The 25,205-nt window shown below is 48.2% G+C and carries 28 protein-coding genes and 1 pseudogene; 18 read left to right on the top strand and 11 right to left on the bottom strand.

All coding sequences use genetic code 11. From position 1 onward, the window contains the following. Nucleotides 1-18: 18 nt before the first annotated feature. From AC2D8L_RS06900 to AC2D8L_RS06875, 6 genes are all read left to right on the top strand, one after another. Nucleotides 19-1,128 carry an S-(hydroxymethyl)glutathione dehydrogenase/class III alcohol dehydrogenase gene (locus tag AC2D8L_RS06900; RefSeq protein WP_484684700.1) on the top strand — a complete coding sequence of 370 codons (1,110 nt, stop codon included), beginning with the start codon at nt 19-21 and terminating at the stop codon, nt 1,126-1,128. Between the two features lie 10 nt (nt 1,129-1,138). Beyond that, on the top strand, nt 1,139-1,972 hold the full coding sequence (gene fghA, locus AC2D8L_RS06895) for an S-formylglutathione hydrolase (protein WP_484684699.1): 834 nt from the start codon (nt 1,139-1,141) through the stop codon (nt 1,970-1,972). A gap of 1 nt (nt 1,973) precedes the next feature. Then, the gene (locus tag AC2D8L_RS06890) at nt 1,974-2,663 is read left to right on the top strand and encodes a gamma-glutamyl-gamma-aminobutyrate hydrolase family protein (RefSeq protein ID WP_484684698.1); all 690 of its coding nucleotides are present in this window, start codon (nt 1,974-1,976) and stop codon (nt 2,661-2,663) included. A gap of 325 nt (nt 2,664-2,988) precedes the next feature. Further along, entirely contained in the window at nt 2,989-3,924 is a 936-nt protein-coding gene (locus tag AC2D8L_RS06885) for a hypothetical protein (protein ID WP_484684697.1), read from the top strand. Between the two features lie 124 nt (nt 3,925-4,048). Then, complete coding sequence (locus AC2D8L_RS06880) at nt 4,049-4,633, top strand: hypothetical protein (RefSeq protein ID WP_484684696.1); 585 nt, start codon at nt 4,049-4,051, stop codon at nt 4,631-4,633. 179 nt (nt 4,634-4,812) lie between these two features. Continuing rightward, on the top strand, nt 4,813-5,778 hold the full coding sequence (locus AC2D8L_RS06875; protein WP_484684695.1) for an MrcB family domain-containing protein: 966 nt from the start codon (nt 4,813-4,815) through the stop codon (nt 5,776-5,778). 119 nt (nt 5,779-5,897) lie between these two features. Here AC2D8L_RS06875 and AC2D8L_RS06870 read toward each other — a convergent pair whose 3' ends face one another. Then, nucleotides 5,898-6,608 carry a DUF1353 domain-containing protein gene (locus AC2D8L_RS06870; protein WP_484684694.1) on the bottom strand — a complete coding sequence of 237 codons (711 nt, stop codon included), beginning with the start codon at nt 6,606-6,608 and terminating at the stop codon, nt 5,898-5,900. A 128-nt stretch (nt 6,609-6,736) separates the two neighbouring features. Here AC2D8L_RS06870 and AC2D8L_RS06865 point away from each other — a divergent pair, with 128 nt between their 5' ends. Next, the gene (locus AC2D8L_RS06865) at nt 6,737-8,389 is read left to right on the top strand and encodes a hypothetical protein (RefSeq protein ID WP_484684693.1); all 1,653 of its coding nucleotides are present in this window, start codon (nt 6,737-6,739) and stop codon (nt 8,387-8,389) included. A gap of 295 nt (nt 8,390-8,684) precedes the next feature. Here AC2D8L_RS06865 and AC2D8L_RS06860 read toward each other — a convergent pair whose 3' ends face one another. The 3 genes from AC2D8L_RS06860 to AC2D8L_RS06850 all read right to left on the bottom strand — a co-directional run bounded on the left by AC2D8L_RS06860 (nt 8,685) and on the right by AC2D8L_RS06850 (nt 9,972). Further along, a complete protein-coding gene (locus AC2D8L_RS06860) occupies nt 8,685-8,945 on the bottom strand; it encodes a pyocin activator PrtN family protein (RefSeq protein WP_484684692.1) in 261 nt (86 codons plus the stop codon). Nucleotides 8,946-8,969: 24 nt separating this feature from the next. Continuing rightward, entirely contained in the window at nt 8,970-9,548 is a 579-nt protein-coding gene (locus tag AC2D8L_RS06855; protein WP_484684691.1) for a hypothetical protein, read from the bottom strand. A gap of 112 nt (nt 9,549-9,660) precedes the next feature. Further along, nucleotides 9,661-9,972: a hypothetical protein gene (locus AC2D8L_RS06850; protein ID WP_484684690.1), complete on the bottom strand. Its 312-nt coding sequence runs from the start codon at nt 9,970-9,972 to the stop codon at nt 9,661-9,663. Nucleotides 9,973-10,368: 396 nt separating this feature from the next. Here AC2D8L_RS06850 and AC2D8L_RS06845 point away from each other — a divergent pair. The 3 genes and pseudogenes from AC2D8L_RS06845 to AC2D8L_RS06835 form a co-directional block, all read left to right on the top strand. Then, nucleotides 10,369-10,608 (top strand): annotated as a pseudogene (locus AC2D8L_RS06845) (IS3 family transposase); the annotation flags it as partial. Between the two features lie 312 nt (nt 10,609-10,920). Next, the gene (locus AC2D8L_RS06840; protein WP_484684689.1) at nt 10,921-12,270 is read left to right on the top strand and encodes an AAA family ATPase; all 1,350 of its coding nucleotides are present in this window, start codon (nt 10,921-10,923) and stop codon (nt 12,268-12,270) included. 4 nt (nt 12,271-12,274) lie between these two features. Then, nucleotides 12,275-13,141: a hypothetical protein gene (locus AC2D8L_RS06835; RefSeq protein ID WP_484684688.1), complete on the top strand. Its 867-nt coding sequence runs from the start codon at nt 12,275-12,277 to the stop codon at nt 13,139-13,141. A gap of 845 nt (nt 13,142-13,986) precedes the next feature. Here the strand turns inward: AC2D8L_RS06835 and AC2D8L_RS06830 are convergent. After that, on the bottom strand, nt 13,987-14,628 hold the full coding sequence (locus tag AC2D8L_RS06830) for an XRE family transcriptional regulator (RefSeq protein ID WP_484684687.1): 642 nt from the start codon (nt 14,626-14,628) through the stop codon (nt 13,987-13,989). Between the two features lie 86 nt (nt 14,629-14,714). Here AC2D8L_RS06830 and AC2D8L_RS06825 point away from each other — a divergent pair, with 86 nt between their 5' ends. The 4 genes from AC2D8L_RS06825 (at nt 14,715) to AC2D8L_RS06810 (ending at nt 16,528) form a co-directional block, all read left to right on the top strand. Further along, a complete protein-coding gene (locus AC2D8L_RS06825) occupies nt 14,715-14,993 on the top strand; it encodes a helix-turn-helix domain-containing protein (RefSeq protein WP_484684686.1) in 279 nt (92 codons plus the stop codon). 316 nt (nt 14,994-15,309) lie between these two features. Then, nucleotides 15,310-15,759 (top strand): phage regulatory CII family protein, encoded by a 450-nt coding sequence (locus AC2D8L_RS06820; RefSeq protein WP_484685159.1) that lies wholly within the window; start codon nt 15,310-15,312, stop codon nt 15,757-15,759. Between the two features lie 5 nt (nt 15,760-15,764). After that, nucleotides 15,765-16,283 (top strand): GcrA family cell cycle regulator, encoded by a 519-nt coding sequence (locus AC2D8L_RS06815; protein WP_484684685.1) that lies wholly within the window; start codon nt 15,765-15,767, stop codon nt 16,281-16,283. Then, entirely contained in the window at nt 16,280-16,528 is a 249-nt protein-coding gene (locus tag AC2D8L_RS06810) for a hypothetical protein (RefSeq protein WP_484684684.1), read from the top strand. The genes AC2D8L_RS06815 and AC2D8L_RS06810 overlap by 4 nt, the downstream gene beginning before the upstream one ends. 134 nt (nt 16,529-16,662) lie before the next feature. Here the strand turns inward: AC2D8L_RS06810 and AC2D8L_RS06805 are convergent, their stop codons facing one another. Then, a complete protein-coding gene (locus AC2D8L_RS06805; protein WP_484684683.1) occupies nt 16,663-16,983 on the bottom strand; it encodes a signal recognition particle in 321 nt (106 codons plus the stop codon). Nucleotides 16,984-17,318: 335 nt separating this feature from the next. On the opposite strand from AC2D8L_RS06805, the gene AC2D8L_RS06800 reads away from it, so the two are divergent. The 4 genes from AC2D8L_RS06800 to AC2D8L_RS06785 all read left to right on the top strand — a co-directional run bounded on the left by AC2D8L_RS06800 (nt 17,319) and on the right by AC2D8L_RS06785 (nt 21,595). Then, entirely contained in the window at nt 17,319-18,464 is a 1,146-nt protein-coding gene (locus AC2D8L_RS06800) for a DUF7146 domain-containing protein (protein ID WP_484684682.1), read from the top strand. After that, the gene (locus tag AC2D8L_RS06795; RefSeq protein ID WP_484684681.1) at nt 18,461-19,903 is read left to right on the top strand and encodes a primase-helicase family protein; all 1,443 of its coding nucleotides are present in this window, start codon (nt 18,461-18,463) and stop codon (nt 19,901-19,903) included. Before AC2D8L_RS06800 ends, AC2D8L_RS06795 begins: the two co-directional genes overlap by 4 nt. Nucleotides 19,904-20,296: 393 nt before the next feature. Further along, nucleotides 20,297-20,866, top strand: a complete 570-nt coding sequence (locus AC2D8L_RS06790; protein ID WP_484684680.1) for a hypothetical protein — start codon at nt 20,297-20,299, stop codon at nt 20,864-20,866. 147 nt (nt 20,867-21,013) lie between these two features. Then, nucleotides 21,014-21,595 (top strand): hypothetical protein, encoded by a 582-nt coding sequence (locus AC2D8L_RS06785; protein ID WP_484684679.1) that lies wholly within the window; start codon nt 21,014-21,016, stop codon nt 21,593-21,595. Between the two features lie 434 nt (nt 21,596-22,029). Here AC2D8L_RS06785 and AC2D8L_RS06780 read toward each other — a convergent pair whose 3' ends face one another. The 5 genes from AC2D8L_RS06780 to AC2D8L_RS06760 form a co-directional block, all read right to left on the bottom strand. Then, a complete protein-coding gene (locus AC2D8L_RS06780) occupies nt 22,030-22,197 on the bottom strand; it encodes a hypothetical protein (RefSeq protein WP_484684678.1) in 168 nt (55 codons plus the stop codon). 98 nt (nt 22,198-22,295) lie between these two features. Then, on the bottom strand, nt 22,296-22,928 hold the full coding sequence (locus tag AC2D8L_RS06775; RefSeq protein ID WP_484684677.1) for a LuxR C-terminal-related transcriptional regulator: 633 nt from the start codon (nt 22,926-22,928) through the stop codon (nt 22,296-22,298). 113 nt (nt 22,929-23,041) lie between these two features. Further along, nucleotides 23,042-23,710 (bottom strand): acyl-homoserine-lactone synthase, encoded by a 669-nt coding sequence (locus tag AC2D8L_RS06770; RefSeq protein WP_484684676.1) that lies wholly within the window; start codon nt 23,708-23,710, stop codon nt 23,042-23,044. A gap of 66 nt (nt 23,711-23,776) precedes the next feature. After that, nucleotides 23,777-24,496, bottom strand: a complete 720-nt coding sequence (locus AC2D8L_RS06765) for a LuxR family transcriptional regulator (RefSeq protein WP_484684675.1) — start codon at nt 24,494-24,496, stop codon at nt 23,777-23,779. 149 nt (nt 24,497-24,645) lie between these two features. After that, nucleotides 24,646-25,059 (bottom strand): hypothetical protein, encoded by a 414-nt coding sequence (locus AC2D8L_RS06760; RefSeq protein ID WP_484684674.1) that lies wholly within the window; start codon nt 25,057-25,059, stop codon nt 24,646-24,648. Nucleotides 25,060-25,205: the final 146 nt, after the last annotated feature.

The following is a 25,205-nucleotide window of genomic DNA, read 5'->3' as shown; positions in this document are numbered from 1 at the left end:
CTTGTTGGGAGGAAGAGGATGAAAACCAAAGCAGCAGTTGCATTTGAAGCGGGAAAGCCGCTCGAAATTTGTGATGTGGACCTTGAAGGCCCAAAAGAGGGCGAAGTGCTGGTTGAAATCCGTGCAACCGGCATTTGCCATACGGACGAGTTCACACTGTCCGGCGCTGATCCTGAGGGCATCTTCCCCGCCATTTTGGGCCACGAAGGGGCGGGTGTTGTCGTTGATGTAGGGCCGGGCGTAACGACCCTAAAAAAAGGCGATCACGTTATCCCGCTTTACACCCCAGAATGCCGTGAATGCGATTATTGCACATCGGGCAAAACAAATCTGTGCCAGAAAATTCGCACCACACAAGGCCAAGGCCTTATGCCGGATGGCACATCGCGTTTCTCTATCAAGGGCGAAAAAGCCTTCCACTATATGGGCACGTCGACTTTCGCCAACCATACCGTTGTGCCCGAAATTGCCCTTGCGAAAGTCCGCGAAGACGCGCCGTTCGAAAGCATCTGCTATATCGGCTGTGGCGTAACGACTGGCATTGGGGCGGTAATCAACACCGCGAAAGTGCAACCCGGCGACAATGTCGTGGTGTTTGGTCTCGGCGGTATCGGCCTCAACGTTATTCAAGGAGCGCGCCTTGCAGGTGCCAACATGATTGTTGGTGTGGACCTAAATCCAGATCGTAAATCATGGGGCGAACGTTTCGGTATGACTCACTTCGTCAATCCAAACGAAGTTGAAGGCGACTTGGTGCCATACATTGTAGACCTCACCAAAGGCGGTGCGGATTATTCCTTTGAGTGCATCGGCAATGTGAATGTCATGCGCCAAGCGCTGGAGTGCTGCCATAAGGGCTGGGGCACTTCTATCATCATAGGCGTTGCTGGGGCTGGACGAGAAATTTCAACCCGTCCATTCCAATTAGTGACAGGCCGCAATTGGCGCGGTACCGCGTTTGGTGGCGCAAAAGGACGTACTGATGTGCCAAAAATCGTTGATTGGTATATGGATGGCAAAATCGAAATTGACCCAATGATCACCCACACTATGGGGCTTGATAAAATCAATGACGGGTTCGATTTGATGCGCCAAGGCAAAAGCATCCGCGGCGTCGTGAAATACTAAGAGGCATATGATGCAAACTATTTCTGAAACCCGCGCCCACGATGGCGTGCAAGGGGTCTATTCCCATGCCTCTTCGGCCTGCAACTGCGAAATGACCTTTGCGGTTTTCCTGCCACCACAGGCAAAAACAAAAACATGTCCAGTGCTTTGGTACTTGTCAGGCCTAACCTGTACCCATGAAAATGTGATGGATAAGGGCGAATATCGACAAACGGCGGCTGAGAAGGGGATCATTATTGTGTGCCCTGATACGTCGCCCCGTGGCGACGATGTGCCTGATGAACCTGACAATTGGCAGTTCGGCAAAAGTGCAGGCTTTTACCTAAATGCGACTGAAGAACCGTTCAAAAAACATTTCAATATGTACACCTATTTGGTCGATGAACTCCCCAAATTGATCGGTGAAAAGTTTAACGCTGATATGTCGCGCCAATCAATTATGGGGCATTCCATGGGCGGCCATGGCGCTCTAACAATCGCGCTGAAAAATCCAAATCAATTCAAAAGTTGCTCGGCGTTTGCACCGATTTGCCGCCCGTCTGAAGCAAGCTGGTCAAAACCTGCATTTGAGAAATATCTCGGGAACGACAAAACATCTTGGCGGCAATATGATGCTTGCGACTTAGTCGCTGACGGAGCGCATTTCTCACCGATTTTGGTTGATCAAGGCGACGTTGATGAGTGGAAAGATGAGGGCTGTCGGCCAAACGCTCTGGTCGAGGCAGTGGACGGAACCGACATTGACCTCACCATGCGGATACAACAGGGGTACGACCATTATTATCCGTTTGTTTCATCCTTCATGTACAAGCACATCGCTTGGCATGCTGAGCATTTGAAGTAACATGAGAAAACCACGCATCGCCGTCCTGTTGGACGAAAATACCAGTGCTGGCGGCGATCAGTATTCCATGGGCAAAGGCTATTTTCGCTCAGTTGTTGCGGCTGGTGGATTGCCATTCGGGTTGCCATACGAATTTGAAATCTTAGATGAGATCATTGCCATGTCGGATGGATTGCTTTGCCCTGGCGGTCGGTTCGCCTATCCCGATGACTTCTATATAGGTGACCTAAAGTCCAATTCGCCGACCGCCGATCGTTTGGCGATTGAGACTGCATTGATCAAAGGTTTTCTTTCCGACGACAAACCGGTATTGGGCATCTGCGCTGGTATGCAGCTTTTGGCCTGCTTGCACGGCGCGAAAATGACCCCGGACCTGCGGGCAACAATTGATGGCGCTGACCCACACGATGAGGTTGGACGCAGCCACAATGTGATGATTTTGGCAAACACATTGTTGCATAAAATCGTTGGCGTAGATGAGATGGAAGTGAACACGTTTCATCGAGAAGCACTTGTCGAACTGTCAGATCAAATAGTCATGGGCGCAACATCTCCCGATGGGATTGTTGAGGCGATTGAATTACCCGCCTATAAGTTTGCGCTCGGCCTTCAGTGGCATCCGGAAAAATTCGCGGATACGGACCAACCAGGCAACAAGATATTTTCGGCGTTCGTCAATGCGTGTCGGTAATCACAAATTTGCGCTGGGCTGGCAATTCACCAAATTTGCTATATAACGCCGCCAAATGGTCTCTTAGATATTGATGAGCTGAACGTGAACACAGAAACACGCGCATTTTCCGTTGCACCGATGATGGATTGGGTAAGTGGGCAGAATAAGTAATAAAAAACAATTATTTAGCACTAACGAAGACTCTTGTTGTTCTAATTGTTGTTCTGTGTCGGGGCTTTAAACAAAAATCTATTAGAGCTTGTTTGACGTAAAATGTAATTACGACTTAAGAGTAGAAGCAGCAGCCGTGCAATTTATAGAACTATTTTAATAGGTTTTTTTGATGTTTTATCGTGCTTCCAGAGCGTTCGCAGTTTTTCTTTACTGTTCTTTTTGTTGTTGTAGCGTTGTCTTTTCCCAAACCGAAGAGGCTTATGATACAGAAATAGACAGCGCGATCAGGGGGCTAACCGCAGTTTGGCAAACTGAAGTTGCTGAGGCGGTTGAACTTGCATGGTCACATGAGGTACGTGAATGCGTGGTGGCTGCGCAGATTGTCTTTACGGAAGATCGTGCTCTAACCGCACGATATGACGATGGCAAAATAGTGTTCTCTCGTCGATTTATTGAGTTTGTAGGTCAAGCAACGACTTTTACGTTCTTCACGATGTTTGGGGCTATTCCAGAAGGCCGATTGCCAAGAGTACTGGAACAACATGACAATGTGCTCCAAAAACGCGGTGCGGAGTACAGCGCATATCTACGGGGCGATGCGCAAAAACCTCCATTGTTTTTGGACGATAGCCATCTCAGGCCGTTTCAGATGGCCTTAGGCCAATCATTTAAGAAATTTCCACCTGATCAAATAAGGCATGCTGCCGACATGCTAAATGGTGCTGTGATAATATTTGTCTTGTTTCACGAGGCAGGTCATCATGTTTACAGAAATTGCGCAGATAAGATCGCAATAAATGACGATCTTTCAGAGGAAGAGTGGGCAGATGACTTTTCATGGAAAACCTTCCAAAAGTCCAATTATCCGCCGATGTTAACAATTGATGCTCTGCGCGTCATTCATGCCTATAATGCGTCGGACAGTGTTTCTGTTCGCGGAAGTTTGAAATGCAGGCTCAGCACCGCGGTTAACAGGCTCGAATATCCGGATCCAGACATTTTTATGTTGCGAAAATCTCATCGAAAAAATGCCCAATTGCTATCGGATAATCTCGCGGGGCTTATTCAGCTCTTTCAAGACAGGTATACTGCCGTCGATTGCTGATATTGTATTGATATTGGGTTACACGGATCGCTCGTTTTAACTTTGATGGTCTGGAGAAAATTCAGATATGAGAAATGTACTATCTGGAAACTTATGGTTGCTAGTTCTTGGCTTGGTTGTTGGTGTGTTTTCACTCACAATGTTTCAACAGGAAACTCTATTTGTTGCCAAGCCGCGCATCGAAAATAAGGTAGTAGACATTGTATTCTGCCGCGGCTGTTTCAGTGGTCCCCAAAAATTGAAAGTGACAACGGTGGTTGTTGTGCCAGAGAAAGTTGAGGTTGGAGTGGCTTTCCTTTTGGAAGCGAGATTTGAAATAACGGGAACTTCAAATGAGGAAACGAAATCACAAATCTTCAGAAATCTAGGCGCAGATCTACATCTTGCAGGCGCAAATATTACGCCGATAGGTTCGCACCCCATTGATGTCGACGCCGAAATACAATGGTCAGTGGAGCTAGAAAATTCTGGGGAACATAAAGGTTTTGTTGCGCTCGGTGAAATTCAATCTGGAAAGAAATCTGAGTTCGAATTTTTATCGGAAGAGCGAAAAATTGCAATCATCGCGACTGTCGGCGAGACCAGTTTCGCAGGGTTTCTTTGGGCCGGGGGGATGTTTGTTGGGTTTCTGGCTTGGCTCTTTGGTTTGATTAGGTTTTACTGGGATTTTCAAGATCGAAGTAAAAAGGCCAGAAGTATCTCAAAGTAAGGAGTTTTCGAAGATGAATGCACCAGATTGGATCGTTTGTTGTATGCATTGATACCTGTGTCCAATTAAATTAATCGGCCGAAAAAAAATGATACTGAGCGCAGTATATTGATAGCTGCCGCCAGTATGGTTGCTAGGGATATTAGCTGCCAAAACTATTGCAAAAGGTAGATTTTTCAATGCTAGCGGACCAACTTGCACGGCTTGCTCGGGAGTACAAGCACCAGCGAACTAGATCTTTCAGTGGTTCCGAATTTGGCGAATGGGTGCGACGGGATCTTGCTGAAACTGCAAAAAGCTTTCTGGAAGAATACTCAATTGCTCTAAAGGTCAAATCCAGTGTTGGGCAAGGTGTCTGGGCAAAAGTTCCATGGTTGGCATTTTTCGATCCGCTCGTGACGGAAAGTGCTACTCAAGGTTATTATGTTGTTTTTCTAATTAACCCCAAACGGCAGACACTTACCCTTTCAATGAACCAAGGAACGACGGCGATATACGCTGAATATGGTTCCTTGCGGGGTCGTGATGTCTTGAAGCGAAGAGCTCGAGATATGGCTGATCGTGTTTCTGAATTTGCAAAGGAGTTTAGTGCGGAGCCCATTAATTTGGGGTCTGCAAGTGGCCTTCCTGGTGGTTATGAGGCGGGGCACTCGTTCGGCAGGACCTACGCAGTTGGCCAAATTTCCGAGGAAATCATCAACAACGACCTGCACAAAATGCTTAGGGCTTACGATGCGTTAGTCCACCGTGGTGGCACCACACCAAGCGAGGTAATGCAAGAGGTTGCGGGTGGCCGTGATATTGATGAAACTCGACGCTATTTACTGGCGCGAAGAATTGAACGTTCTCCGAGGGTGCGAAAAGAAGTGTTGAATGTAAAACCAGCGATTTGTGAGAGCTGTGGTCTGGATCCAGCGCGAGATTATGGTTTTGAGGGACAAATAAATGAAACCCCACTCGACGTTCATCATTCGGCTCCGTTGCAAAGTCTTGCTGAAGGTGAAACTCGTCGTTATCGAGTCCCGGATGATTTTATGGTACTTTGCCCGACATGCCATCGCATGATCCACAAAATTGACTCGCCGTCTGATTTATCACAACTGCGAGCCAAGCTGCGGTTCAAGATTTCACCGTTAGATTCCTGATAGCCTGTTGACACTGCGAGCGTGGCAATGGTTGACGTTTGTAGTTTGAATTTTCTTACCTTTCCTTCGTCATACGTAATTGAAGATTTCATATGTCGCCACGAAACCTCGGTCGCGCTTTACCTGCATTTGGGCTCACTTTGGTCGTCCCAAATTGCTCGCGCAATTCTCGACTTGACAGCCTTGTTGATCACGTAAAGCTCATCTTCTTTCTTTGGGTAGTGAACTACATTGCCATCATAGTCCGTGAACCCAACCTCGGTGAGTGTTTTAATAGCCTCGCTCATGATTTCTGCTGCTTCCTCAAAACTGATATCATTGTCAGGTGAGAGGTCGCAAAGATGTGATACAAAAATCCAGTCATGTATTATGAATGCCGCGCCATAATACCATGCTGACAATTCCAGCTTGCCCTGCAGAAACTGTGGAACGCTACCGCCGTCGGTGTTCATGATGCCGGGCTTTATAAGCCTGCCCGCAGAAGTTCGGTATGAAAAATCTTCAGGTTGGTACACGAACAAAGGTGCTTTGGAGACAGGGTCGTAACCGTTCCAAGTAATTTTCGGTAGGCCGATAAACTCTCCTAGGTTCAATTCATCATACAGTCGGTTGCCAGCGCCAAATGTTAGAATTGACTCGTTACCATCATCCGACTCGGCAATTTCACGTGCAATTTCTTGCTCAATCTCGGATGCCAGTTCATCATCAAACATATCGTAAGCAAGTCTAATATAGTCGATGCCAGTTACGCTCTGCGCAAACACTGCACTCGGATTGTAGAGTGTATTTACAAGTATCAACGAAGAAAGGAGGAGTCTCAGTAGTTTCATTTCGGTACCTCAATAAACCAAAAGCACAATGTAAAGTAATTTTTTCATTTACATAATAGGGTGAACCGATAAGTTGGTAAACACTTTTTAAAACTACTTATGGTGCCAATATGAATAGGATTACCTCAGTGCTGATTTATGCATCGTTTGTAGTCTTTGCCGCTTTCCATACTTCAATCGTTTATGGACAATCTAATCTTTATGCTCCTAATGACGTGGAAGACATTCTGTCATCAACTTTTTGGGCAACACCATCTGACTGCATTGACTATTCGTTGCCGGGTAATTCTAGTCTTGAAGTATTTGAAAATATTGTTCCTTCATACGTCCTAAACCCGTCACCCAGCTCGATATTCTTCGACACACCTGAGTATCTCAGCAAAAATAACTTTGTCGAGAGTTTGGGTAGCCCAATGTTTGGAGGTGGCGGTATTAGCGGCAGTTTGATGGGATCAGGCGCCAATATAAATGCAGAGGTTTCAGGGTTTCCAAATGGCATGTCGGTGGACACGTTTGGATCTAATGGAAACTCTGTAGTTTCAGACTTCACGACACTCAAAAACTATAATGATTTAATTGGAGTTGGCATGGAAACCAGCTCAAGTATCGAACCTAAGGTAGACTATGATGCCATCCTGAATGCTCTTGGTGGCATTGAACATCTGAATGGTGGCAATATTGAAACGACAAAATGCGCTCATGTATCGAACCTTCAACCAGAAACTTGGACGCCGAATTTGTTGCCTCTCGACAACTGTGAAACTTGTATAACAACTGATCCGGGGACAGTCGTTGTTGGCATCAAGCAAGGCGCATATTCTGGAATTCCAGACGATGCTTCGTCGAGTATTGTTGCATATGCGGACGCTGCTGAAGGCCTTGCATGCAAGACCGCATTTTTTGATAGTGCTGAAGCTTGGACAGGGTACGCAGGCGCAAATAACGCACGAAAAAAAATGCTAGCCTATCTTAGACATTGCTTGGATGTCATTGACACGAGTACGCTGAACAAAAATGGGTATGAGCAGTTCTTTACGTCGACAGGTCTAAGGCCTGAATTCGACCGAGTGGTCGATAGTGCAGTGCGACCAATCTTCGAACAAGTAGTGCATTTCAATGTGGATGCGACCAGTCCTTGTCATGGGTTGTTAAATATAGTTGAACGAAAATTCATTCTCCACACAGCAAGGCACTGCATGATGGAGAATGAAGAACGAACAACTGCAAAATTCCCGACGGAACTTAATGTCACTACAATGACGGGCAAAGACCTAACTCTTGTCGAATGTCCATCAACAACTGAAAAAGTTCTACCAGTGCTAACTTCGCTAAATGACTATATTGAATTCGATATTTGTGAGGCAACCGATAAAGCGTCAAAAACTCCAGTAATCTCTCGTATGGTTGCAATTCCCATTGATCCGGTACCGCCGAAATGGCAGCAATTGCTTGTGGTTTTCAAAACAGTGTATCTTTCGGAGTTCTCACCGATCCTTGACCTGAACGAAAAAGCGATGCTTGGCAATGCTGGAGTGTTTGTACTCGACGACACGCCGACTTGCCGTGTTTTCGAAAAATCGGACGGCATTCTGTTTCACAATTGTCAAACTGACAAGGGTACAAGCGGGGCGCCCATTTTTACGATTCAAACCGGTGAGCACGGCCAGGTTTTTCTCAAGTTTGCGGCGGTGCATACAGGGTATACAGGGAAAATGAAAGACTACGACTATGCCAACGTTGAGTTCGTGCGAAACCGCGGCGTGCTTGTTGTATCGAGATGATTCTATACCAATACTCCGTTATGAAATGGTCTTGAAACCAAACTGTCAGTCATTGAGGAGTGCAAGGTGAACAAGCCTCCTACCGCAACGATCGGATCGGTGGTTGGACGGCGGCATATCTACTTGCAGGGCTATACTTTTTAACACTAGAAACGGTGCCATCAACGCGAATGGATAATTCTACCATTTAACGTTCTGAGTTTGCTAATTGGAAGGCCAATCCGCGTGACTGATTATCCCGACCATAAAGTCCTTGTATCTGCGGCGTTGTCCACACTTCTACCATGGTTCGACTTCACCCATACATTTGTTTGTATTCGCGTTGAGCAGCGGTGCGGCGGTTGTCGATATATTGAGCAAGGTCTTGTAAGTGAATGCCTTTGGCGCTTTTTTGGCTGTCTTCGATGCGGACGAGCTGCAAGGGGATTTGCCCGTCGCTGATTTTGCGGATGAATTTTGCAGGCGTTAGGTGCGGGAAGAAATCTTCGCAGACCTGTCGAACAGGGATGATTGGTGTGCCGTTATATCTGGCCATCAGAAGAAATGCGGTGTTCACGTTACTTTCCTTCTTTGCTGTTGCTTAGGCATGATCTGCCACCGGATGGGCCTGATGATATAGGTCCAGATATGTGTGGTACGCGTCTAGAGCTTGGATGATCAGTTCCTCACGCGGCACAATGGGGATGGTGTGGGGTAATGGGTCATGATCGATCAGGATGCCGGTTGGGTTGGCGACAACGTCGCGCAATTCTGTGGCTCGGGCGGTCATATCCGCTCGATGGAGTTTGCGGCCTGTGGTTAGGTCGATTGGCGCGAGCCCGACGGACAAGCAGAGTTGGTTGAGCATGGTGGTTTCGTGAGCCTCCACGCGACCGCCTGTCATTTGATCGACAAAGGCTTTGTATGGCCCTGTTACGTCACCTGTCCCGCATTCTGGTACGTCGTGCAGTAGTCCATAGATTTTCAGGTATGGTTCGACGATGGCTTCTGCCACGATCAACGAATGGTGCAATACGCTATATTCTCGTGTGAGGTTGCCCGCCCAACGGTTGATGAAGCTTAGTTGACGAAACGTTGGTTCCGGTAGAAACTGGCCGAAGATTGGCTGCGCCAAGCATAATTGGCCCACAACCATGTTGGCGATGAATTGGTTTGTCATGCCAAACTCCATAGAAAAATAGAATATTGCGTGCAGGTGAAGGTGTAGACGAGGGCGATGGCGGCCATTGCTGCTGCGCCTGCTGCCAGTTCGTCCAGCGGGAGGCCAAACATTAGTTTAAACCCGTTTGGCGTGCGCCACCAAAAATGTGGGCGAAGCGGTTGCCTGCAGCAAACAGGATGGCGGCGAAGTGTTTTTCAATCTGCTTTTTGGACAAAAGCGACTGACTGAGAATAAGTACCACGCCCTTTTCTGTTGGGCTTGTGTACCCTTCCAGAATGCGCCGACCATATTCAATCACATCACAATCAGCGATTGCCGCACCATCACATTGTTCAACGGCGGCTGGCGCTTCATCGTCCATATCCATGCCAGCATATGGCTTTTCAAAAGGGTCGAAGCTCAAAATCAGGTTGTTGTTCATTTTGCATCTCCGTGTTGGATGATGCGTATATAATGATTTTCATAATATAGATGTCAAGTAAAAATATATCGATTACCGTTATAAAGCTCGAAGAAGGCGCCCTTCTTAATGATTGAGCGTTATGGGCCTGCCGAGGCTGTTTCTTAGCTGGCGGTTTCGGCCCATTGCAGCGCTACCCAATTCTCCATTCCGCATTTACTTGTTGATGTGTTGTCACGAAGTAGGGCTCTGGCATTAATTTTCCAAATGACAGCATTGCGGAATTTTTTGTCCATGGGGCGATTTGTAGCCAACTTCTCAAGTAGGCGGAAACCGGACCTTCGCTGCGGGTGCGAATTTGAATGGCAGCACCAGCGAAAGCAGACATTGGCGAATAAACTGACCTGCTGTGAGAACCGTTTGGCGCGCTTGGCAGGTGTATCGGACACAGATTGGCTACAAGCGTCGCCCAGCAAGGTACGGCGGCAAACCCGCAGTGGTTCCGGCAACACTCTGGCTCGGAAGTTTGAAGTTGAAAGGCCAGAAATCATTTAGGTGACCAACATAACCTACACCAAAACTCACGAGGGCTGGTCATATTTGGCTGTTGTAATCGAACACTTCTCAAGGCGTGTTTTGGGCTGGTCGATGCAATCGATGCAACTAAGGGGAGGGAACCGCCAAAATGTATTATTCGCGGGTCATGATGCTGGTGAGCAAACTGGGTAATGCTTGCTTCCATCATTGAAACTTGTAAGTTGAACAAAAATTGAAACGCATGCTTATCTGACGTGTGCGCCCACAGCCAATGCAAATGGCCACAACCAGAAAGATATGGAACAGCTATCGCTGTGGAATTTTAGTAATTGAAACAATGCTTACAACTATGCAGCCACTTCTAAACATGTTCTGTTCCTGGAAAAGCAACGAACAATACCAACGAAAAATCGTAAGGAATTAGAGATCTAAATGCCCCAGACACCTTTTAAGAATCGCATACAGAGTGTTGAAGTTAATGGGCTTTTCAAGAGATTCGATCACAAAGTTTCTTTTAGTGATGGCGAAGGCTTGTCAATAGTCACTGCACCAAACGGATATGGGAAAACTGCAGTTTTAAGGGCAGTTGACGCCTTCTTTAGTAGGAAATTCAGTTTCTTTTGGAAAACACAGTTTAATGAAATCATTATTCGGTTTTCGGGTGGTCAATCTGTTTCGATCTACAAAGAATTTGGGACACTTTTTGAAGACGAAGACATGCAAAGTAGCGTCGTCTTTGTGAAGGGCCAAGGATTTGAGAACTCGAAAGATCCTTATTCACTAAGGCCCAAAATACCCAGATCTAGTTACAGATATTTAGAAAACAGTCTACCGGTAGATAGAATAGGTTCAGACAAATGGGTGGACTATGCGACCGACGAAGTTCTCAATACGACAGAGCTTGTCACTAGATATGTCGAACAGCTTCCTGACGAATTTGCCAACGGCATAGAAATGCCAACGTGGTTACAAGAAATCACCAGTCAATTTCATGTCAGTCTGGTTGAGACGCAACGCCTCTTATCTATCGAAGATAGCGATGATAGACATCCGTCACACCGCCGCCGCAAACTGCAACCGACTTCTGTCGTTGACAAAGACGCGTCAGACTTGGCCGACCGAATAAACCGGGTTCTCCAACAGTATGCAAATGAATCTCAAAAGCTCGACCAAACTTTTCCAAAGCGAATAATCGAAGGTCATGATGTTGACGCTATAAGCGAGAGTGAGATTCGCGACCGACTTCAATCGTTGTCAGCAACCAGACGGTCCTTAGTTGACGTCGGCATAATCGATGAAGCGGTATCTGAGCCTATACAACCCAGCGAAATTTTTGAGGAAGATAGCGTCCGAAGAATTTTAACGATCTACGCTGACGATACAGAGCGTAAGTTGTCAGTTTTTGCCGATATTTATGATCGAATTCGACTTTTCAAAGAAATCTTAGATGAGTATTTTTCTTTCAAGGAAGTCAGGATAAGTGGCGAAAACGGAATTACTATTGTCGACAAAGACACAGGTGAGCCAATACCCCTGTCGGACCTTTCCTCAGGAGAACAACACGAACTCGTTCTTGTGTACGAACTGCTATTTAAAATACCTGAAGGTTCCTTGATCCTTATTGATGAGCCTGAACTATCGCTCCATGTAGCATGGCAGAAGAGGTTTATCTCCGACCTCAACAAAATTCAAAAACTTCGGAATTTGACAGCGGTCATTGCAACGCACTCGCCCCAAATCATCAATGATAACTGGGACCTAGTACAAGAATTGACGAAATAGGTCCATGAGTAGTATCAAGAGTGAAATTTCAGGGTACACTGTTAGAAATGAAGTGCGACTACTTCGTGCCACCTCTGGGTGCAGTTTCTTACTTGTCGAAGGTTCGACCGACTCTCAGCTCCTATCTCGTTTTATTAGAAGTGATGATTGTTCAGTCATAGTTTGCCAAGGCAGAGAAAACCTTTTGAGCGCAATCACAATACTGGAGCGTGAGGGTTTTGAGGGGGTTGTCGGATTTGCAGACCGCGACTTTGCCGATATCGTTGGGTACCCTGAGTACGAAGGCAGCGTCGTATTTACGGATGAGAATGATCTAGAAACGCAAATGTTGTCTTCGGAAGCACTAACAAATTTACTCGATGAATTTGGAAGTGCCTCGAAAATTTCTGCTTGTTTAGACGAAGAAAAAACTAATGCCGCCTTGCTACTTGCCTCTTGGGCAGCTGCAGTCGGTGCACTTCGGGTGTCTTCAAAGCTCAATGAATGGGCCCTTGCTTTCTCCGATATGACATACAAATACACTTCGAATACATCACCTGAAATTTGCCCGACCAAGACAGCAACTCATGTCATTGGCCGATCCCAAAATGACGCTAATGTAACGCTTGACGCCGCAACAACTAAAGTCACCGAAATCTTAGCGACTTACACGGCCTGGGAAGTGGCTCACGGGCACGATTGTATAGCTGTTTTGGGCCGTGCGCTCAGAAGCACAATTGGGAACACCAACGAATTCAACAGTCAAAACGGTCATCGAACCTTGGAAAGAACTCTTCGCCTCGCGTACGGAATCGACATGTTCCGCGAAACCAACGCATACAAGCAATTGAAGTCTTGGGAAAATGCTACTGGACACGTCATTCTCGATTGAACACCTAAAACATGGAAGCGAAGGCAAACTAACGGGGATACACGCCCATTGCGTGACTATGAGTTAAGAAATTGATGTAGTGATTGCGTTGCCGCCATCTGACCAACCCAAATACTGCCCACTGGCCTCGAGGTCCGCTTTCGGAAAGCTGCACTGCAGCGTTGAAGTGGGCGACAGATGGCAGCTTTGGGCCGGGAGTGTCGATCGCCATCAAAAATCGAGTGTCGTAACTGGACTCAAAGCGGTTGCTTGCATCGGCCTGAAACAATAGTATTCAAATCGGCCGCGAGCGAGAAATGCCACGAAATTGCATAGTCGCAGTTACGGACATTTATGCTCTTTCCAGTATCGATCCCATCGCAATGCCCAACCGCGACGCACGATTTCGCAGTTTATATCCCCACTCTTGGGAGATACGCACCACGCTGCCGTTCTGTTGCCCTTGGCTCGGCCAACTGAGCGACATTGCATAGTCGGACCAACAATTAGAATGTGCCCGTGCTGGCTCATTCCTTTTGGTGCCCCCACTAGTTCGACTAATGCATCCCTTGAAGCTTTTGCGGTGGCTTGTGGGCAAGGGTGGTTCTTGGCGCAGGTCCCATCCATCTCTCGCGCTGCAACACCTGCAAGGCGTACACGCGGGCCTTCCTTGCACCAGATGGGGCCGTCTCCATCCCAAACATGAGTAGGGGTGCACTCGAAGAAATGACCAGCTTGTATGATTGGAACAAAGGCGAAAGCTAGTGAGTTAAGTGTGACAAAAAATGCCGAAATGGCAAAGATAAAGTATGGCTTGTAAAGTTTCAAAAGTGTCTCAGTTCATTTGTTATGGATATAATTGGTAGTTAGTCCTCTCGCATCAATGCATAAGCGACGCGGCCGATAATCCGGATTGTGTCTCCCATGTCGCCGTTGACCTCAATCGGCTGCTGGTGGCGGGGGTCGTCTGATTCAGGCAAAAGCCAAACTTGCCCGCTTTCGTCGCGATGTAGCGTCTTTACTGTGCATTCGTGAAGACCATCAGCGCGCAAGCGTTCCACGACGTAGCGTTTACCCGGCTCGATTTCTTCCTGCGTTTCGATAGCATTCGTTAAGACCAGAACAGTGCCCTCAGGATAGCGACGATTCATTGATGGGCCGCGCACCTCAGCGGCGGTCAGTGAGTATTTTGCATATCGCTCATCAGCCGGAACTGCCACCGTGTACTGGTCGTCTTCTGGCAATTCGTTGGTTTCCGCCCAGGCACCCGCTTGGACGAATGCTTTGACCGTCACTGTTCTGGTTGGTAGTCGCTCGATAAGGAAGTCAACAGGGTCGCAATTGAAGATCTTCGCAAGTTCTTCCATGCGATCAACGTCGAGTTTGGTTTTGCCGTTTTCGAGATGGTTGTAGTTTGGCAAAGCGATGCCAAGTTGCTCGGCAGCTTGTTGTTGGGTTAATCCCGCGTTTTTGCGCATCTGTTTCAGAAATGTCTGCATTCCACTCATATAACGAATTCCGAAATATTGTAATATAATGGGGATCGTAATTTTTTCTTGACAAAAATATATCGATTTGCGTTATATATCGTATTATGAAACTCCGTGAGTGGCGACTAACGCAAAAACTCAGTCTGCATCGAATGGCCAGCCGACTTGGTCTCGCTAATCAAGTGACTTACCGTCGCTATGAAATTGGGGAGCATCGAGCGGATGCCCCGATAATTGAGAGAATTGTCGTAGTCACGGACGGTGTTGTTACCGCGCAAGATATGCACGAAACACGGTTGGTCTGGCTTCGGGCAAATAAGTTCAACGAAGGTGCTGAGATCGCTGGCGACGAGGTGCGCGCATGCACGCCTCACGTTTTATGACCTCCGAGAACTCGTTCCTTGTGTGTTGCCACTTGGACATCGCGGCGAGTTTTTTGCAAAGCCGGTTTTTTGATTTGGACCGTTGTGAGCGCAACGTAGCCAATGGCGGTGGAGCCGGGTTGGGTGGGTTGCCCCTTATCTCCCGTTCCTCCAAACCTGTTCGGTTCTGCCGCCAATCTCATTTCTTGTTCAGCTGCTGCAAGCGCTGCAAGGGCCAAATTCAATTGAGGTGTGGTGATTTGTTTCATGTGTCGAGCGTTACACGCTCGGGCAATACTGTCACACGGCAAGGGCAGGAGAATTGCGCGTGAGCCGGATGGTGAACAAGCCCATTCTTGAGCAATTATGCGCCGCCACGCGCCATCTGGTGCGCAGCAGTGGCGGGCAAGAGGCTGCGGCCAGCATTACCCGTGTGCGGCACCAAGCGCTGAGCGATTATGGCAACAAGGGCAAAGACCAGTTTATCCCCGTGGATGTGGCTAGTGATCTCATGTTGGACAGTGGTGACATTGCCCTGTTGCAGGCTATGGCGCGGATTGTTGGCTGCGAGGTGGTGCAATTGCCGCATATGCCGCAAGGGTTTGCTGAATTGCAGATGGCCATGGGCAGAACCAGCAAAGAGGTGGGTGAAGTATTCACTCGAATTGGTGAAAGCCTTGCGGATGGTACGTTTGACAAAGGCGAGCGCCGCGCCACCACTTTCGAGATCAATGAGGCGATTGGTGCACTTGTGGTGCTGCGTCAGGTTGTGGGTGAAGGTGAATGAGCCTGATGCAAAAGCCACCGTTGGTTTGGAAACACATGCAATTAGAAACGAAACTGGCAGCAATAAGGCTGGGATTGCGTGAGGGGTTGAGCGGGCAGCAGATTGGCCAGCGGTACTTTGCATCTCGTGCTGCCATTACCGCGTGTGCCAACCGCAATGGCATTAGCCTGAAGAAAAGTCAGTTGGCAGCCCATGTTGATTTGGCGCAGGCAAAGGCGACGACAATCAAAAGACTGTCTGGCGCACAGGATGTGGGTTGGCAGCATAAGTTACGGTTCCGATTGGACACAGACAAGCAAAAAGCTGCGGCTGAACGCATGGAAATGCAGGGGCTCGTTTCAGCATTTCAGGCGCCTAAATGCGATCCCAAATCGAGGATCCGGTTGGTCGACTTGAATGAAACACAATGCCGTTGGCCATATGAGGATGAGCAGGGCACATTTTTTTGTGCAGTGGACTGTATAGATGGGTCTAGCTACTGCGCCGAACATCACAATAGAGCATATTCGGGGGTGGCAGGATGAGGACTGAGCCCTATTTGCGCATGGTCAGATCTAATTGTCGGCAGGTGCTTGGCAAAGTGGTGTTGGAGCCAAGTGGCGACCACCGGATCAAGTTACATTTAGATGGGGCGCCATTCGAAATGGACATGACGCCAAACGAGGCTCGCCGCGCCATCAAATTGCTGGAACGTGGCATTGCAGAGATCACTTTTGAAGATGGGCGACCAACTGAACGCCTTTATCGGGCGGTACGGGGGATCGAGTGATGCGAACACATTCAGTCAGGTCGCTTCCAGAAAATGGCGATTACGATGCCAATGCTGACCAAAAAGCCAAGCAAAACAGCTATTTCGTCTGGGGCCATAGTGAGGTCAACCACCCGCTACGGTTGAGGTGCAATTCACTGTGTAAATCCATAGCTTTTCGCCACGCGGGCAATTTGGGTGCAATGGGCGATTTTGGAAGAGGCGGTGAGATCTTTGAGTTGGTACTCCGATCCTGTTGTCATCAGTTGCAACTGCGAAGCGAAAGACATGTCACTTGCGGGCACTTTTTCTTCGATGAAAGATGCTATTGCCTCGTGGTTGTAACTCAGCTCGCAAATGGTTTCAGAAGCAAGAATATTGCCCAGATTTTGACTGAGTTGCATCATTTCAAAGTCATCTGCAAAAGCTTGCGAGATTGGAAGTGCAAGTGCGAAAGCAACAATAATGGGCTTCATATTCAATATCCTCAAAAAACATTAGTAAAAAAACAAAGTGTCGATTGGGAGAGGGCGGAAGTCAATACGAGGCAGCAGGCAACGTCTGTTTTTTGGGGCGATTTTGTAAGCCGAACTGGGTTTTTGACGGCAAGTGTTGGGTCGTGCGTACTCACAACATATCGCACGACCCAATTACCGGCTCACCAATTGGGAGCGCAGCTACTCGGTCCGCCGCATTTTGGGCTTAAGGGTAATTCCAAAGGCAATAACCAAAGTATGGCGCGATTGTGCCACGCGTTTGTTGATGGGTGGTTAAAGCAGAGGGTCAATTTTGATGCTGTTGAGGTGCCTATATGAACCTGACGCACCTCAAACACGAAGCGCAAAATACAAGCTGCATTGATTGGGCAGCGCGTCAAGGTTGGCCAATCAGCCAGCGGGGCAACGATCGATCTGGCCCATGCCCTAAGTGCGGGGGCAAAGACCGGTTTAGTATAAGTCTAACCAAGAATGTGTGGCTGTGTCGTGGTTGCCGCCCTGAAGGTGGGGATGTGATTGCCCTTGTGATGCATATGGAAGGTTTGGATTTTAAATATGCACTTGAGCGCATCACGGGCCGCAAGGCGGCTGAGCCGGTTGATCCCACCCGTGCGGCCGAGCTGCAAAAACAGGCCGAAGAACGCCGCCGCAAGCAGGAACAATTTGCCGAACGCGAGCGACAAAAAGCAGTGAGGGCAGCAAAGTCGATTATTAGAACTGCATGCCCACCAAGGCCTGATGGTGCCGTGGAAACCTATCTACGCAAACGCGGATTGGGCAAGCTGGCCGATGGCATTGGTGCGGGGCGGTTTAAAATTCGCCTAGGTGAAATTGAGAAGTTTGAACGGCGATGCCAGGTTAGGAACGGTCAGAAGGCCAAGTGGGAAGTGATCGACACTTGTCCGGCTATGGTGGGTGCGGTGATGTTGCCTGATGGTTCGTTGGGCGCGGTGCATATGACCTATCTTGATATCAATGCGCCAAAGGGCAAACGGCAAATTGATGACCCAAATACTGGTGAGCCCATGCCCATGAAGGTCGTGCGTGGATCTGCAAGGGCGGGTGCCATTTTGCTTTACACTCCCAAAAAACCAACGCGGTTGGTGATGGGGGAAGGCATTGAAACAACGCTGACTGCGTTGCAAGAAGCCTATGCGCGCAACACGGCCTATTGGTCGGGTGTTAGCCTTTCCAACATGGCTGGGCCAACTGGCACAGATGCTGAAGGAACACGCCGCCATGACATTCCTGATTTAGAAGCTGAAGCATTTGTGCCGCCCGTGTGGTGCAAAGAATTCGTGATTTTGCGTGATGCGGACAGCGACAGCGCGAAAACCGAGAGACAGTTGGTGCGGTGTGGACGCCGGGCCATGGCGCTTAGGCCGGGGCTGGTGGCAAGCATTGCCGATGCGGCTGCAGGCAAAGACTTTAACGACATGTTGGTGGAGGGCAATGAATGAGCAATCAAATTCAGGACGCGATTGATGGCGCGCGACCGATTAGCCCGCTTGAGCCGCCTAATATTGCCGAAAACCACTTCGACGAAGAACAGGTCGAGGTGGGGGATTTTTCCATTGAGGACATGAATGAAGAATGGGCTTTGGTGTTGCTTGGCTCCAAAGCGGTGATGGTGCATGAGCAGCCTAGCGCCCACGAGATTGAAGATCGGTTGCAAATCCGCACAGTCGAAGCGTTCAACCGCTGGTATGACAATCGGTTTGTTTTTTATGCGGGGGCGGACGGGAAGCGAAAGCCAATGACATGGGCGAAGGCGTGGATCCACGCCGAGCATCGTCGGCAATATCGCGGCATGGAGTTTTTGCCAAACCCCGATGGGCTTGGTGGTTCGCCCGGATACCTCAATTTGTGGCAAGGATTTTCCTGCGAGGCTGTGCCAAAAAAGAATGGCTATGCGATTTTTGAGGATCATCTGTTGAACAATGTTTGTGCAGCCGACAAAGCCTTGCGGGATTGGGTGTTTGGCTGGTTTGCTCACATGGTGCAGCGGCCAAGGGAACGCACGGGCACGGCGTTAGTGTTTCGTGGGCGAATGGGCGCAGGTAAGTCCACCGTGGGTGAAGTGATGGGTGAACTGATCGCTAGCCATTTCTACCAGGTTGATGATCCGCGTTATATCACCGGAAATTTCAACGCTCACATGGCAAAGTGTTTGCTGTTGATGGCTGAAGAGGCTGTTTGGGCGGGGGATAAGAATGCCGAGGGACGCTTGAAAGGCATGATCACCTCAAAGCATCAGATGATCGAAGCCAAGGGCGTTGATCCGATCAGGATGAAAAACTTAGTCCGGTTGGTGATGACTTCAAACGAAGATTGGGTGGTGCCAGCCGGTAAAGATGAACGGCGTTTTTGTGTGTTGGACGTTGGTGATGCAGCGATGCAAAATCACGCCTATTTTGCTGAAATGCATGCTGAACTGGACAATGGGGGGCGTGAGGCGTTGCTTTATGATCTGCAGCACTTTGATCTCAGCACTATTGATTTCTGGACGATTCCAAAAACAACAGCTTTACTCGAACAAAAGATACAATCGCTGGATAGTGCGGAGGCGTGGTGGTTCACCCATCTATCAAACAGCGAGACTTTGTCTGGCTCGGGAGAATGGGAACAGGTCGTGAAATGCAGCGCTATTTATGACGACTACATCAAACTATCAGACCTTGTGGGCATTAAACGTCGATCATATGAAAGCACGGTGGGCAAGGCGCTTCAAAGACTTGTGCCCAATCTCAAACGACGGCGCGTTGTGCCGCCAAATGGCGACCAATATACCCAACGGGCATGGTGTTATCAGTTTCCCTCTTTAGAGGAATGCCGGGCTTCGTTTGCTGAAGCGGTGAATCAAGAGGTGATTTGGCCACAGAGTGGGGCAAGTAATTGATCAACGAGCCGCATAAACCATGGCGAAGGCAAACAGGTCGCGATGGGGTGAAGCTGGATTGTAGGACGTTTTGTGTGGCAGCAATTGCCCATTCAAAAGCGTTCGAAGGTTAAAAAATTCGTCCAGACCTGTTTTTAGGCACGGAAATGTCCAACCAGTCCTATTAAAAGTCGTTCAATAGGACACGAAAAACACAATGAATTCAAAGTGGAGTCCTATGTGTCCTATGTGTCCTATGTTTTTTGGTGCCCCGTGCGCGTGAGAGCTGATGTTTTCTCTTACAATTTCAAATTTAGGTAGGACCAATAGGACACATAGGACAAACCCATGGTGAGCGGGCGTTTCCAGCGTCCAACGTATTGAGTGGCAATAGGACACATAGGACAGCGGCAAATGAGCAAGAAAATTATCGATATTGAAAAACTGGTGCATTGGGCATTGGCTGATCAACAGGTAGGTCGAGCTGCTGCCGGGAATGATCTTGGCATTTTGGACTTTGCATCTGGACAGGGCGCAATTGGGCAAGTGCAAGAGTATGGTCAAATGATCCAAGATGGGGTTGTTGAACGTTTAATCGCCAGCAACTGCCATATGGATGCATTTAGCACATATGATGCGATGTTAGCGCTGCCAAGACAGGCGTCGGCTTTGGTGTTGGGCTGTGGTGCTTTGGGCAACCGGCCTGATTGGTGTCCGGAGGGAGCGGGCAAGCGGGTGGCGCGGATTGGTCGAGCTGGGCGTCCGGCGACAATCAAACTGTTAGATGGGTCCAAGCAGGTTATCTATGACTGGGATGGCCTACCGCCATACCATGTGCAGCGGGCAAGGGCGCAATATGTGGTTTGGTGGGAAGGGTTGGATGCATTGGCGGCATATCTGCAAAATAATTTGGAGGATCATATCCCGCACTCACCAAGGGTTTCGCGCGAGCCGTGGTTGTTTGACGTCAAAAAAGTTGGTTGAGGGCTATTGACGATTCATAAAGTTTGATTGATTCATTGCATAACTTAAAAGGTCTTAAAAGAGGCGCTCACGACTTAAGAGTCGGGGAGCGCCTTTTTCGTGGGTCGTTACGAAATCTGTAAATTTGCTGCTTCTGGAGATCCTCCAATGTTCTTGGAATTGACTGCTAAGGACATCTCAGACCTAAAGCGTTTCGAGAACATGCTGGCGGTGCTTGGCTCGCATAAAGTAGATTTGGTTGAAGTCCGCGCCCTTCGGCATACGGGTGACAAGGCGCTGACAGCCGTTGTTCAATTGCTCGCTGGTCGTTTGGGTATGGCCCAAAAAAACATAAGACGCATTCTTGGTAAGCCATACTATCCCTCATTTGCGGACAAACGATACATCATCAGGGCTAGTGGCAGTGATGTGCCGCTGCGCATGTTTGATGCAAGGGAGACGCGCAAAGGCGTATCAGCCGCACCTTTCGGGGAGCGCAAGGTATTTGCTGGCAGCTTCATCAAGGGCGGACGGTTCCCCGCTCGTAAAGACTTGAGCATGGGTGGTAACGTGTTCGAGCGTACAGGCTCGGCGCGGTTGGGTATCGCCAAGGTGAAGTCCGGCGTTGTCTTGCCAGTCGAGATGATGAAGCACGAGACGACCGAAGTGTTCGACGGTGTGGTCGACAAAGTGTTGCCCGCACGAACTATTCACGAGATCAACCGCATATCAGGCGGCATGTTCTCTTGAACCGATTAGGGACCGTATAAATGCCCCTTTGCCACACGGGGGTCTTGCCGCCCGTAGTTTAGCCAGTCTGACGCATTTTTAGGAGCCTTAAAAGCCAGCTTAAAAGGAGGCTTAAAAGCTGGTGATTTAGTGCGCGATCATGGATCAAACGACGATGAGTAAATCCGCGTTTGCGTGGCACATCGGCGTTAGTGCTGCGCGTGTAATCCAATACATCAATGAGCGTACAATTGATGCGAGTGCCTTGGTCGGTGAAGGCCGAACTGCAAAAATAAACGTGCCGGTCGCTGAGCGGTTGGCTGCTGAAAGGCGTGACCCAACCCAAACGATTGCGAACGGGACATCAGATGTTGAGGACAGGCATGACTATTTGGTCAAATCTATTGACCGGATAAGCGGTGCAAAAAAAGTGGAAAAATGTAGGCTTTTTTCGATCAATTATCATTATCCACAAAGGAGCTGCAATCTGCGATCGCCCGTTCTTCCTGAATCCGGCAGGCGATCAACGTTGCATCCAACATAAGTTGCCTGACCACAAGATCGTCATTTCCTAGTTCGTTGCCGATTTGATCAATATAGTTCGCAATTGCATCTTCCAGCATCTTTTCGCTCCTGCTTTATCTTACGATTGCTAGAATAGTGTGCAATTCGGGAGCGGGGATAACTTTGGAACATCAAATCAGCAGAGAGCTGGGCATATTTAGCTCGATGATTGGACGTCACTGGATCGGTGCCTAAGGTACTTTATTGCTAGGTCCACCGAATTTCGTGCCCCAAGCTTGTGCATAATGCGAGCACGGTGCACCTCTACGGTGCGTGGACTGATGCCTAGTTCTCGGGCAATGTGTTTGTTAGAAAGGCCCTCACAGATTTTCAATCCAACTTCATGCTCGCGATTAGTTATGTTTCTTGGACGATCAATGATTTGGGAATAGACCTCACCCCTGCTGTCGACAGTTATGGGGCTTACGACGCTTGGAGCAATCTCGCGACGCAGAATCTGCTTTCTGATGTTGTTTGGATTGTCGGAAAAAACAACGCATTCTCGCCGATTTGACTTGCGGAGAATGCGAATGCCAGGCTGTGCGAACACAAAAAATGCTTCCAAGAAACTAACGGCGCTCAATCCAATTCCCAATAACTCGACAACCTGATAATCTGAGTCATAGTTAGGCACCATTACGGCGTAGGCGTGCTCATATCGATTATACTCGGCAACGAACTGTGCGAATGAGTAGTGTTGGGTGATACTAAACGCGCTATCGGCCAATGCGTCGCTCAACTCCTGAAGAGCAACAATGTCGGATGAAATTACGTTAACACTAATTTTCATTATGTCCCCCCCCAAGGACCAGTTTGGAGGAGACGTGTAATCTCCTCCACTCTCAAGTCTATCCGTGCACTGCCATGCGATAGGTGTGGTTCGATTGACCTGAGAGAATTGAGCTAGTTCAACAATACGGTGTGTTCTGGGTCTGTGATGTCTGACGGGATGACAGGTTGACAGGGGCGCTGGACAAGTAAGCTGCCATTTATGCCAAACTTACTTCTTGCTGTGTTAAGCGCACCCTTGCTAACTTCAATCCAACCCGCCACTGTGGGCTTGCCTTCGATCATCCTTGGCATCCCGAGCGGAGAGGCATTCCAGCCAAGTGACGTGAGTATTTCAAGCATGTAAATTGTGGAAACAAAACTTAGATATGTGTATCCCTGCAGGATCGCAAACTCCATCATACCGCAATAAATTTGTGCTGATATTTCGCCCCGCTTCGTGCTGCCACTTGACTGTGGCCAGACATAGAACCGCGTCCAATCAGCGCCATTCTGTGGCGTGTCCGGAAACGGTCGCTCCAAGAGATTTGGGAAGACGTCAACCGTAAGGTTTGCGCCAGTAAGGCTGTTTAGGCGAGATCCTCCGACGACATTTCCATTTTCGAGTACAAGCAGATGGGTAGCATTTTGATCATCAAATTGATCGATGTCGCGTTTGTCTGGTCTTTGTATTTCTCGCCAGTTTTGCCGCTCGGCAAAAACTTTATGTCGAAGGCTAAAATTTTGTTCGAGTTCAAGCTTGTAGCGCTGCTTAACTGAATCTGTGATTATGTGAACAACCATGTTTTCCTCCTTTCCGTGATATCGAAAAGGAGATCAAAAAAATCGTGACGCAGATACTCGTAAAACTTACAGGGTCACTTGCTTGGATTTTATTGCTTCGACGACGGTTTGAATTCGGTTGCCAGAGCCCAGCTTTTCACTTGCGCTTGCAAAGTGAAACTCAACTGTTCTTGGTGAAATCGACAGGATTTCTCCGATTTGATCTGAAGTCTTTCCAAGAATTGTCCACTGTATGACCTCTTTTTGGCGACATGTAAGCAATGCGGATGAAGTGTTTTGCGGATTTTCTTTTAGGAACCTCAGCCGACCGTGAGCAAAGAATGAAAGCATATGGAGCAGTGTTCGTTCGCTCTCCGCAATATTGCTTCGGTCACCAGACAGCGAAATGCAACCTTGGGTTCCGTTCTCCATATGAATTGGAATACAGAATCCGTTTAGCAAGCTGAATTCTTTCGCCTCATTCATTACGCGCATTTCATGTTTATTTATTGAGCTTTCCAGAGCTACTTCACTCCACAAAAACGGATTGTTCGTCGTGAAGCAATGCTTTGCAACTGGATCTTTGTGGACGTAGTCCTTAGAAACATAGCGGTCAAACCACTCAACTGGCCAACTCTCAAGCAGCACAAAAGGTGCTAAATTCAATCCGCTGTGTGGTAGTCCTGAAATGATGAAGTTTTCAAAACCAAAAGCGTTGTAGGTAGTCTTTAGCTCATCAAGGATTTCTTCGGTTACCGATGCGTGTTTGATGCGCTCGATTACTTCTAATATTTGATCAAAATTCATTTTCGAAAGTCCCATTAGTAAAGAACGGGTGCACAAAAAAAATAAAAAACCTATCGCAACGTTATTAGAACGTTGATCTTCAACCTTGTCAAAGAAAACACGTAGTCGGCGTGTTCGTTCTGTCGCTATAATCAGCCATTTGAGTGTGCTTAATGCACCGTTTTTTCAACTGTAAGAACGCTGAGATCATCGTCGAGTCGAATGCCGCGTGCTATTGCACCGTCGATGATTTCGCAAATCTTGACTGCTGTTTCGAGATCTTCATTTGAAAACCCCTTGATCTTCCGTCGCCAAATGGACCCACCTGTTAAGCCTCTGACTTTGCTGCAAGATTCTTGAAGTTTTTGATCAATCTTATGTGAAATCTCATTGTGAACACCAAGCAATTCAATTTGGCGTTCGCAAGAATACGTGAGCAGGAGTGTTTCAACCTTCTTTGCTATAATTTGCGGGTCAATCCCGAGAATTGCACCAGCCTGCGCCGTACTATATCCATACGCTAGAAGGCGCAATAGTTCACATTCGCTCAAACTCAACTTGGCGATTTCGTTTGAGTTGGCCACCGGTGCAAGTCCCTTGTTTTGTTGTCCGAGTTGATCGCCACAGATTCGCTGCGTAATGGAAGAAGTGTGGTTACCGCGTTTTGCAATGCACATTCGTCAACTGCAATCCGGAAAAGTACTTATGCCGAATTGGGCCTTGGCCGGAG

It is taken from the genome of Maritalea sp. YIW29 (genome assembly GCF_057219265.1).
This window is presented reverse-complemented; position numbering and strand designations above follow the sequence as displayed.

What these genes read in the sequence shown, in the direction of transcription:
- AC2D8L_RS06900 (WP_484684700.1), top strand. Translation starts at nt 19, where the DNA reads ATGAAAACCAAAGCAGCAGTTGCATTTGAAGCGGGAAAGCCGCTCGAA.
- fghA (WP_484684699.1), top strand. Translation starts at nt 1,139, where the DNA reads ATGCAAACTATTTCTGAAACCCGCGCCCACGATGGCGTGCAAGGGGTC.
- AC2D8L_RS06890 (WP_484684698.1), top strand. Translation starts at nt 1,974, where the DNA reads ATGAGAAAACCACGCATCGCCGTCCTGTTGGACGAAAATACCAGTGCT.
- AC2D8L_RS06885 (WP_484684697.1), top strand. Translation starts at nt 2,989, where the DNA reads ATGTTTTATCGTGCTTCCAGAGCGTTCGCAGTTTTTCTTTACTGTTCT.
- AC2D8L_RS06875 (WP_484684695.1), top strand. Translation starts at nt 4,813, where the DNA reads ATGCTAGCGGACCAACTTGCACGGCTTGCTCGGGAGTACAAGCACCAG.
- AC2D8L_RS06870 (WP_484684694.1), bottom strand. Translation starts at nt 6,608, where the DNA reads ATGAAACTACTGAGACTCCTCCTTTCTTCGTTGATACTTGTAAATACA.
- AC2D8L_RS06855 (WP_484684691.1), bottom strand. Translation starts at nt 9,548, where the DNA reads ATGACAAACCAATTCATCGCCAACATGGTTGTGGGCCAATTATGCTTG.
- AC2D8L_RS06850 (WP_484684690.1), bottom strand. Translation starts at nt 9,972, where the DNA reads ATGAACAACAACCTGATTTTGAGCTTCGACCCTTTTGAAAAGCCATAT.
- AC2D8L_RS06840 (WP_484684689.1), top strand. Translation starts at nt 10,921, where the DNA reads ATGCCCCAGACACCTTTTAAGAATCGCATACAGAGTGTTGAAGTTAAT.
- AC2D8L_RS06835 (WP_484684688.1), top strand. Translation starts at nt 12,275, where the DNA reads ATGAGTAGTATCAAGAGTGAAATTTCAGGGTACACTGTTAGAAATGAA.
- AC2D8L_RS06830 (WP_484684687.1), bottom strand. Translation starts at nt 14,628, where the DNA reads ATGAGTGGAATGCAGACATTTCTGAAACAGATGCGCAAAAACGCGGGA.
- AC2D8L_RS06825 (WP_484684686.1), top strand. Translation starts at nt 14,715, where the DNA reads ATGAAACTCCGTGAGTGGCGACTAACGCAAAAACTCAGTCTGCATCGA.
- AC2D8L_RS06820 (WP_484685159.1), top strand. Translation starts at nt 15,310, where the DNA reads ATGGTGAACAAGCCCATTCTTGAGCAATTATGCGCCGCCACGCGCCAT.
- AC2D8L_RS06815 (WP_484684685.1), top strand. Translation starts at nt 15,765, where the DNA reads ATGCAAAAGCCACCGTTGGTTTGGAAACACATGCAATTAGAAACGAAA.
- AC2D8L_RS06810 (WP_484684684.1), top strand. Translation starts at nt 16,280, where the DNA reads ATGAGGACTGAGCCCTATTTGCGCATGGTCAGATCTAATTGTCGGCAG.
- AC2D8L_RS06805 (WP_484684683.1), bottom strand. Translation starts at nt 16,983, where the DNA reads ATGAAGCCCATTATTGTTGCTTTCGCACTTGCACTTCCAATCTCGCAA.
- AC2D8L_RS06800 (WP_484684682.1), top strand. Translation starts at nt 17,319, where the DNA reads ATGAACCTGACGCACCTCAAACACGAAGCGCAAAATACAAGCTGCATT.
- AC2D8L_RS06795 (WP_484684681.1), top strand. Translation starts at nt 18,461, where the DNA reads ATGAGCAATCAAATTCAGGACGCGATTGATGGCGCGCGACCGATTAGC.
- AC2D8L_RS06790 (WP_484684680.1), top strand. Translation starts at nt 20,297, where the DNA reads ATGAGCAAGAAAATTATCGATATTGAAAAACTGGTGCATTGGGCATTG.
- AC2D8L_RS06785 (WP_484684679.1), top strand. Translation starts at nt 21,014, where the DNA reads ATGTTCTTGGAATTGACTGCTAAGGACATCTCAGACCTAAAGCGTTTC.
- AC2D8L_RS06780 (WP_484684678.1), bottom strand. Translation starts at nt 22,197, where the DNA reads ATGCTGGAAGATGCAATTGCGAACTATATTGATCAAATCGGCAACGAA.
- AC2D8L_RS06775 (WP_484684677.1), bottom strand. Translation starts at nt 22,928, where the DNA reads ATGAAAATTAGTGTTAACGTAATTTCATCCGACATTGTTGCTCTTCAG.
- AC2D8L_RS06770 (WP_484684676.1), bottom strand. Translation starts at nt 23,710, where the DNA reads ATGGTTGTTCACATAATCACAGATTCAGTTAAGCAGCGCTACAAGCTT.
- AC2D8L_RS06765 (WP_484684675.1), bottom strand. Translation starts at nt 24,496, where the DNA reads ATGAATTTTGATCAAATATTAGAAGTAATCGAGCGCATCAAACACGCA.